Origin of the sequence: Rhodovulum sp. (assembly GCF_011048875.1) — a bacterium.
GTDB lineage: Bacteria > Pseudomonadota > Alphaproteobacteria > Rhodobacterales > Rhodobacteraceae > Rhodovulum > Rhodovulum tesquicola.
The window spans coordinates 1-6,347 of record NZ_DSDD01000136.1 but is presented as its reverse complement, the minus strand read 5'-3'; the positions used below and the strand labels follow the sequence as shown (position 1 = coordinate 6,347).

Annotated in this window: 11 protein-coding genes; all 11 read right to left on the bottom strand. The window is 67.0% G+C overall.

Translation table 11 applies throughout. The annotated features are described in order from the left end of the window. Positions 1–359 (bottom strand): peptidase (locus ENN83_RS04665; protein ID WP_287184599.1); only part of this gene is annotated, 359 nt, incomplete at its 3' end. Continuing rightward, the gene (locus tag ENN83_RS04660; RefSeq protein ID WP_287184596.1) at positions 356–1,243 is read right to left on the bottom strand and encodes a DUF2163 domain-containing protein; all 888 of its coding nucleotides are present in this window, start codon (positions 1,241–1,243) and stop codon (positions 356–358) included. The genes ENN83_RS04665 and ENN83_RS04660, both read right to left, overlap by 4 nt. Further along, complete coding sequence (locus tag ENN83_RS04655) at positions 1,243–1,875, bottom strand: DUF2460 domain-containing protein (protein ID WP_287184593.1); 633 nt, start codon at positions 1,873–1,875, stop codon at positions 1,243–1,245. Before ENN83_RS04655 ends, ENN83_RS04660 begins: the two co-directional genes overlap by 1 nt. A 15-nt stretch (positions 1,876–1,890) precedes the next feature. Then, complete coding sequence (locus tag ENN83_RS04650; protein ID WP_287184590.1) at positions 1,891–2,556, bottom strand: phage tail tape measure protein; 666 nt, start codon at positions 2,554–2,556, stop codon at positions 1,891–1,893. A gap of 3 nt (positions 2,557–2,559) precedes the next feature. Continuing rightward, positions 2,560–2,754, bottom strand: a complete 195-nt coding sequence (locus ENN83_RS04645; RefSeq protein ID WP_253090110.1) for a rcc01693 family protein — start codon at positions 2,752–2,754, stop codon at positions 2,560–2,562. After that, positions 2,744–3,076 (bottom strand): gene transfer agent family protein, encoded by a 333-nt coding sequence (locus ENN83_RS04640; RefSeq protein WP_253090109.1) that lies wholly within the window; start codon positions 3,074–3,076, stop codon positions 2,744–2,746. Before ENN83_RS04640 ends, ENN83_RS04645 begins: the two co-directional genes overlap by 11 nt. 2 nt (positions 3,077–3,078) lie before the next feature. Beyond that, positions 3,079–3,492: a phage major tail protein, TP901-1 family gene (locus ENN83_RS04635; RefSeq protein ID WP_287184604.1), complete on the bottom strand. Its 414-nt coding sequence runs from the start codon at positions 3,490–3,492 to the stop codon at positions 3,079–3,081. Positions 3,493–3,515: 23 nt separating this feature from the next. Then, positions 3,516–3,926: a DUF3168 domain-containing protein gene (locus ENN83_RS04630; RefSeq protein WP_287184585.1), complete on the bottom strand. Its 411-nt coding sequence runs from the start codon at positions 3,924–3,926 to the stop codon at positions 3,516–3,518. Further along, positions 3,923–4,264 carry a head-tail adaptor protein gene (locus tag ENN83_RS04625; RefSeq protein ID WP_287184583.1) on the bottom strand — a complete coding sequence of 114 codons (342 nt, stop codon included), beginning with the start codon at positions 4,262–4,264 and terminating at the stop codon, positions 3,923–3,925. Before ENN83_RS04625 ends, ENN83_RS04630 begins: the two co-directional genes overlap by 4 nt. After that, positions 4,261–4,857: a head-tail connector protein gene (locus ENN83_RS04620; protein WP_414707619.1), complete on the bottom strand. Its 597-nt coding sequence runs from the start codon at positions 4,855–4,857 to the stop codon at positions 4,261–4,263. The genes ENN83_RS04625 and ENN83_RS04620 overlap by 4 nt, the downstream gene beginning before the upstream one ends. A 154-nt stretch (positions 4,858–5,011) precedes the next feature. Beyond that, complete coding sequence (locus ENN83_RS04615) at positions 5,012–6,223, bottom strand: phage major capsid protein (RefSeq protein ID WP_287184601.1); 1,212 nt, start codon at positions 6,221–6,223, stop codon at positions 5,012–5,014. Positions 6,224–6,347: the final 124 nt, after the last annotated feature.

The window sequence follows — 6,347 nt, the reverse complement described above, 5'->3', positions numbered from 1 at the left end:
TGATAGGCGTGGATGAAACTCGCCCGCGCGCCGATCGCGCCCTGAATGCCCAGATGCTTGGCAACACCCGCCTCGCGCAGACGGAACAAGATGACGTCTCCAACGGCCGCGTCCGCTACTGGCTTCTCGAGCAGATGCCGCCGAGCGGCAGCCCAAAGCGTTTCCTCGCCCTGAGGTTCAGACCAGTCGGGCGTATAGGGCGGCACCGCTTCGGGCTCGGTGCCGTAAATCGCCCGCCACACTCCGCGCAGCAGGCCCAGGCAGTCCGCCCCCGCCCCAGGCATCGAGCCCTGATGGTGATAGGGCGTGCCGATCCAGCGCCGGGCCTCGACCGCGGCACGCTCTGCGATCTGGCTCATCGGTTCAGGCTCCCCCCGTCATTGACACCCGATTGCGACGGATAGGCCATCAGCCAGTCCTCCCCCGGAACATGCGGGAAGCCACGGAAGTTCGCGAAGTTGTGAAACTTCCAGCGGCAGGTATCGGCCGAGCGGTCGCAGCCGGCAATCAGCCGCAACGAATCCCCGGGACCGACCGCACCGCGGATTTCGGACCACAGCTCCACGACGCGCACCCCGGCCTCTTGGCGGTCGGCCTTGATCACCCCGAACAATCCCGCAGCCGGGCCGGACAGGACCTCGAGCCGACCATGCTCGAACCAGCGCGGTTGAAACTCGTTCATCGCCTCGAAGCGGAAGATACGCCGGGCTTCGATCAAACCTGCCGTCACCAGCGTCGAAAAGCCAGGACGGGTCGCGTCGAACCCGCAGGCGGCATCTCCCAGAACCGCTTGGCAGGGGCTCTGGTAGACCCGCCCCAGCGGTTGGTTCAACGCCTCGGCCTGACCACGGATCTCGACCTCGAACCCGCCGTCCACGCGCGTGAACTCGCCCAGCGAACCGACGAAAAGGATCAGCCGCTGCCTGACATCGGCCCAATTCACCAACCAGATACACAGCGATGCGGCGTCATAACGGCCCGCCGCGACATCATCCTCGGTGATCGCCTCGGAACTGAGCGCGCCAAGCGCAGCCGAGTTGTCCACCGACAAACCCGTCGACTGGGACAGCGCCCGCGCGCTCATTCCGGTTTCGGCGCGGAACGTCACGCCATCAAAGGAAAGATCCCGATCATGGTCTGTGAACCCCAGAACCACCCCGTCGTGCCGCGTGATCGCCCAGGCCCGCGCAAGCGTCGTCGCGCCGCTCGCCAGATGCGCCTGCAATGCCTCTAAGATCGCCATCAGACCCGAATCTCCACAACCGGCACCGAGGGGACATCGCCCACCTTGAAGCTCGCGACCGATGTCTGGATACGGTCGGTGTCGAAACGTACCGGCACGTCAAACTCGAATCCGGCAGTTACCGCCGCGCCGAATTCGGGCGCTTCCGCCAGCATCACCAGCCCCGTCGCGGTATCGACCGTGAAATCCGGACCCTCTGTCAGTTCCACCCCATCGATCCCAAGCCGAACGCTGTCCGCGACCGGTTTCGTGATCGGGCGCACATAGGAATGCCCGCCCGAGGAATAGGTCTTGGTCAGTTGGAACAGCGTCTTCGACCCGTCGCCAAAACCGATCCTCTGGTCGTCGAAGGCAGGATCGCGCGAGGGAAGGCAGGACTTGAAGTCCGACCAATCCTTCCAGCGGAACCCGTAAAGCTGTCCGCGCCGCGCCTCGAAAAAGGCGATCATCGCCTCGACATCGTCAAGCGAGCGCATGGCAACGCCGGCGTCATAGCGCCGCCGGCCATGTTCCCAGGGCGTGTTGCGCTCCTCGAACCCGTTGGCGAGCGTCACGATCTCGGTGCGCCGCTCGGGTCCGCCGACCGAGCCGAAGCTCAGGTTGGCCGGGAACCGGACCTCGTGAAATGCCATGTCCATTCCTCCGCGTTATCTGTTGCGCTGGCCGCGCGCGATCAGCCGCCCCATATCCGCGGCGATCTGGCTCTGGCTGCGGGCAAAGCCCTGCACATCGGGCGTCGTGATGTTCATGACGACCTGCACCGGCCGTCCGCCGCCGCCTTCGCTTCTGATGCCCAACCGACCATCGGCGCCGCGCGCCAGCGGCAGGATCGCCTCGGGGCCAGCCTCGCCCATCAGGCCCGTCCCTCCGCGCATCGGGAAATGGGTGGCCCGGTCGATCACACCGCCAGTGGCAAAGGGAATGACGCGGCTCTGGGTAAAGGCTCCGCCCTTGGCGAAGGGCACCGCTGCGCTGACCAGCCCCTCGATGCCACCCGCGACAAGCCCGCCCAGATGGTTCTGAACCGGCTTGATCGCCGCCGAATAGGTGGCGTTCACGATCGAATTGGCGACGGTCTTCAGCGCATCCGACAGCTTCATCCCATCGAAGACGAGCCCGTCGAAGGCCCGCCTCAATCCGCTGCCGATCGAACGCGACAGGCTGCCAACCTCGCGATTGGTCAGTGTCAGGCTCTCGCGCATCCGGACCAGTTCCACCTCGAAGGCCGCCGCGGTGCCCCGCGCGCCGCCCAACGTCTTCTCCAGCGCCTCGATCTGCGCGTCGAAGGCGTCGAAATCCTCTGCCTGGGCCATTGGTTATCCTTGATCCAACCTGTTGTCGGGATAGGCACGCGCAAGCTCTTCCAGCCGCGCGCGGCTCATCGGCGCAGGGCCACCGGCCGCGCCCAGCATCAGCATCAGTTCGGCCGGGGTCAGCGCCCAGAACTCGGCCGGCTTCAGGCCCAATCCCCTGATCCCGGCCTGCATCAGGGCGCCCCAATCAAAGCCCATCGCATTGCGCCTCCGGAAGGGTGAAGGCGCGCGCCAGAAGCTGCGCGGCGGCCTGAGCCGCGGCAATCGGGCCGCCGCCGATATCGGCACGCGCAAGATCGGCGGCCGAGCCGTGCCAACCCCCGCCCCGAAGCCCCGCGAGCAACAGCCCCAGCACATCGCGCGTCGAGAACGCGCCTTCCTCATAGCGCTCGATCAACGCCACAAGCGTGTCCGCACCCAGCGCCGCCTCCAGCTCCGCCAGCGCCCCAAGCGTCAGCTTCAGCACACGGCGTTCACCATCGACGATCAATGCCACCTCGCCTGCATGGGGATTGGCCATGGTCAGAACGCCGTAAAGGCCAGCGCCCCGGCCGAGGCCAGCGTCATCTCGTAAGTGGCCTCGCCGTTATGGCTGCCGGAATACTCCAGCGAGGTGACCTGAAACGGCCCCTCGACCACGCCGAAGCCCGGGATCACGACCTGGAAGGCCGGCGTTTCGGAATCGAAGAACACCTGCCGCGCGCGCGCGTCGGTCTCGGCATCCTTGAACACGCCACCGCCGGAGATTCCGGCCGATTTCACCCCCGCGCCTGCCAGAAGCTCGCGCCAGCCGCCCTCGCTTTCCAGGCTGGTCACATCCACCTGTTCGGCGTTGAAACTGATGCGTGTGGCTCGCAGCCCCGCAATGGTCTCGAACTGACCGGCTCCGGTCAGGTCGAGCTTGATGAGAAGATCCTTGCCGTATTGCGCCGTCATCATGCTTACTCCAGATAAGGTGTTCAGTCGTCCTCGACCCGGGCTGCGAAGCGCAGGTCGATGCGGCGCTCGCCCTGGGTGCCCACCCGCCGGGCGCGGGCCCGGTCGAACCACAGGCCCACGATCCGCCCGCGAGACATCGCCAGCGGCGCGTCCACCAGGGCGTCGGAAACCGCCGCAGCCGCCGCCTTGGCCCGGGCGAACCCGGCCTCTCGGCTGACGATGGTGATCGTGAACAGATGCAGCGCCCCGTCCCCGGTCTTGTCCGAGGCGTCGCGCACCTCCTCGGGGCCCAGGCTGACATAGGTCAGCGGCAGGTCGCCCGCCGGCACCACGTCATAGATCGCCCCGCCCACCTGCGCGGCCAGGGCGGGATCACCCGCCAGTCGCTGGAAGATCGCCGCCTGCAGAGCGGCCGCCGCGCCGTAACTCATGCCGGTTTCTCCTCTTCTGCAAAGCAGAGCAGGTAGTGCCCGCTCCGATCCGCTTCGGTCACCGCCCGGATGTGAAAGATCCGCGTGCCTTCGCGAAACCGCTCGCCGGGCTGGGGCCGCCGGGCCGAACCCGGCGGTGCGGCGCGCACGACGACATGATAGGGCACCCGCGTCAGAGTCAGTTCCTGCCCCGCACGCTCGCCGCCCGTGCGCGGCGTGATCTCCGCCCAGATCACTCCAAGCTCGACCCATGTCTCGGAAAACCCGCCAGCCCCGTCGGGCAGTCGCTGGGCCGCCTCAAGGACAAGGCGACGGTTCAGAACAGGCGGGCGTTTCATGCCACCCCTCCGGCCGTCACACGCAGCCGTCGCCAGCGTTCGGTCAACGCCGCAACGCCGAACGGCATGAGGCCTTCGCCCGCAGACGCCTCGTGCCGATGCTCGTGGTAATGCGCCGCCAGCAGGAAGACCGCCTGCCCCAGATCGGCAGGAACGCTGTCCCACTCCGCACCGAAACCGGCATCGAAATCGACCTCGGCGCCGCCCCCCTGCGGGATCGTCGGCAGGCAGGTCCGAACCGCGGCCAGCCTGGGATAGGTTCCGTCCCGCTCCAGCCGATAGGTGGCCGGATCGCAGACGCTGACGGTGCCGTTGCGGTCGAAGACCCGAAGCTGCGTGATGCGGGTCACGGGCGCCACCGGCAGCGGCTCACGCGCGCCATCGCGCCAACCGTTCACCCTCCAGGTAAAGCTGCGCGCCAGAAGCACCTTGGCGGTCCGTTCCTCGATCGCCGCCATGGAGGCCCGCAGGAATGCCTCCAGCAACGCGTCCTCTGCCCCGTCATCGGAAAACCCGGTGCCAAGGCGCAGATGCGCCTTGAACCGCTCCAGAGGCAGCGCGGCGGCGGGCAGCGTCGTCTGCTCGATCAGCATCATCTCGTCATTTCTCCGCTAGGCCCCCCGCTGAATGTCGGCGCGCGCCGACCCGGCCTGCCCCGACGGAGGGAACAGCTGGACAGACCGGATAGCTCCGGCGCGCGCCTGGTCGTCCCCGGGGTCAGCCGGAGGCAACGTCTCGGTCAGGCCATCAGGCGGTGGCGAATCTCAGAAGCTTGATCGCGGCATAGTCGCTGACATCTCCGCCGACGCGCTTGGTCGCATAGAACAGCACATGCGGCTTGGCCGAAAACGGGTCGCGCAGCACCCGCAGGTCCGGGCGCTCGGCGACGGTATAACCCGCCTGGAAATCGCCGAAGGCAATCGCCACCGTGCCCGAGGCGATATCGGGCATGTCCTCGGCGATCAGGACCGGATAGCCCAGAAGCCGCGCAGGCTCGCCCGCCGACAGCCCGTCCGACCACAGGAAGCGGCCATCGGCATCCTTCATCTTGCGCACCGCACCCGCCGTGCGCGAATTCATCACGAAAGTGGCACCCGCGCGGTATTCCGCACCCAGCGAGTAGACGAGGTCGAGGATTGCATCGGCCGGCGACACCGCGTCGAAATCGCCATCCGACCCCGTTGCGACATAGCCAAGGCTGCCCCAGCTCCACGCACCTTCGGGAACGTAGGGATGCGACAGGAACCCCGTGGGCTTGTCGACGCCGTCGCCATTGATGAACGCCGCCGCCTCGGCGCGGGCGAACCTGTCGGCGATGCGCGCGGCCAACCAGCCTTCGATGTCGAACGCGGAATCGTCCAGCAGCCGCTGGCTGGCCTTGGGCATGGCCGAAAGCTCGTGCAGCGGGATCGACACGCGCTCGATCTGCGGCGTGCCGGTCTCGATCTGGTTGGCGGTCTCGGTCGACCAGCCCGAACCGATGTCCGAATGGTCCACCAGCACATCGAACGAGGTCGCCTCGACGGTGACCACCTGCGCGATCGAGCGGATCGAGGCCGTCGAGCGCAGCACCGACTTGATCGTATCCGAGGTCTCGGGATCGACGAGATAGCCACCCTCGGCCGCGACCGAGGTACCCAGCGCCTTGCCCTCGATTTCCAGGCTGCGCAGCCCGTCATCGTCGCCGTTGCGCAGATAGGCGGCAAGGGCCTTCTTGTGCGGCGCGTCGAGATCGGCGGCACGCGACAGGGCGGGGCGCCCGGCGGAGGTCATTTGGGATTTCCGGTCCAGCATGGTCAGTCGCTCTTCCTGTTGTTGAAGTCGGGATTTCACATCGGCCTGAAACTCTTTGAAATCGTTCAGGAAAGAGTTCAACGCCTGCTTCACTTCCACCGCCGGGGCTTGGCTCCCGCCGGACTTGGTCTCGGTCTCGGTCATCTCGCTTGTCCTTGTTGAGATCGGTCCTCGCGGCCTTTGGCGATCAGCCCTCGGCCAACATGCGGCGGGCGCCTGAAAAGGCCTCCGCCAGTTCGCGCAAGAGCACCTCGGAGGGGTCCCCTCCCTTGGCGCCAACCCGCGCTTC

Excerpts from the sequence above, each read along its gene's own strand:
- ENN83_RS04640 (WP_253090109.1), bottom strand. The coding sequence starts at position 3,076 with ATGGCCAATCCCCATGCAGGCGAGGTGGCATTGATCGTCGATGGTGAA.
- ENN83_RS04645 (WP_253090110.1), bottom strand. The coding sequence starts at position 2,754 with ATGGGCTTTGATTGGGGCGCCCTGATGCAGGCCGGGATCAGGGGATTG.
- ENN83_RS04650 (WP_287184590.1), bottom strand. The coding sequence starts at position 2,556 with ATGGCCCAGGCAGAGGATTTCGACGCCTTCGACGCGCAGATCGAGGCG.
- ENN83_RS04660 (WP_287184596.1), bottom strand. The coding sequence starts at position 1,243 with ATGGCGATCTTAGAGGCATTGCAGGCGCATCTGGCGAGCGGCGCGACG.
- ENN83_RS04630 (WP_287184585.1), bottom strand. The coding sequence starts at position 3,926 with ATGAGTTACGGCGCGGCGGCCGCTCTGCAGGCGGCGATCTTCCAGCGA.
- ENN83_RS04625 (WP_287184583.1), bottom strand. The coding sequence starts at position 4,264 with ATGAAACGCCCGCCTGTTCTGAACCGTCGCCTTGTCCTTGAGGCGGCC.
- ENN83_RS04620 (WP_414707619.1), bottom strand. The coding sequence starts at position 4,857 with ATGCTGATCGAGCAGACGACGCTGCCCGCCGCCGCGCTGCCTCTGGAG.
- ENN83_RS04655 (WP_287184593.1), bottom strand. The coding sequence starts at position 1,875 with ATGGCATTTCACGAGGTCCGGTTCCCGGCCAACCTGAGCTTCGGCTCG.
- ENN83_RS04635 (WP_287184604.1), bottom strand. The coding sequence starts at position 3,492 with ATGACGGCGCAATACGGCAAGGATCTTCTCATCAAGCTCGACCTGACC.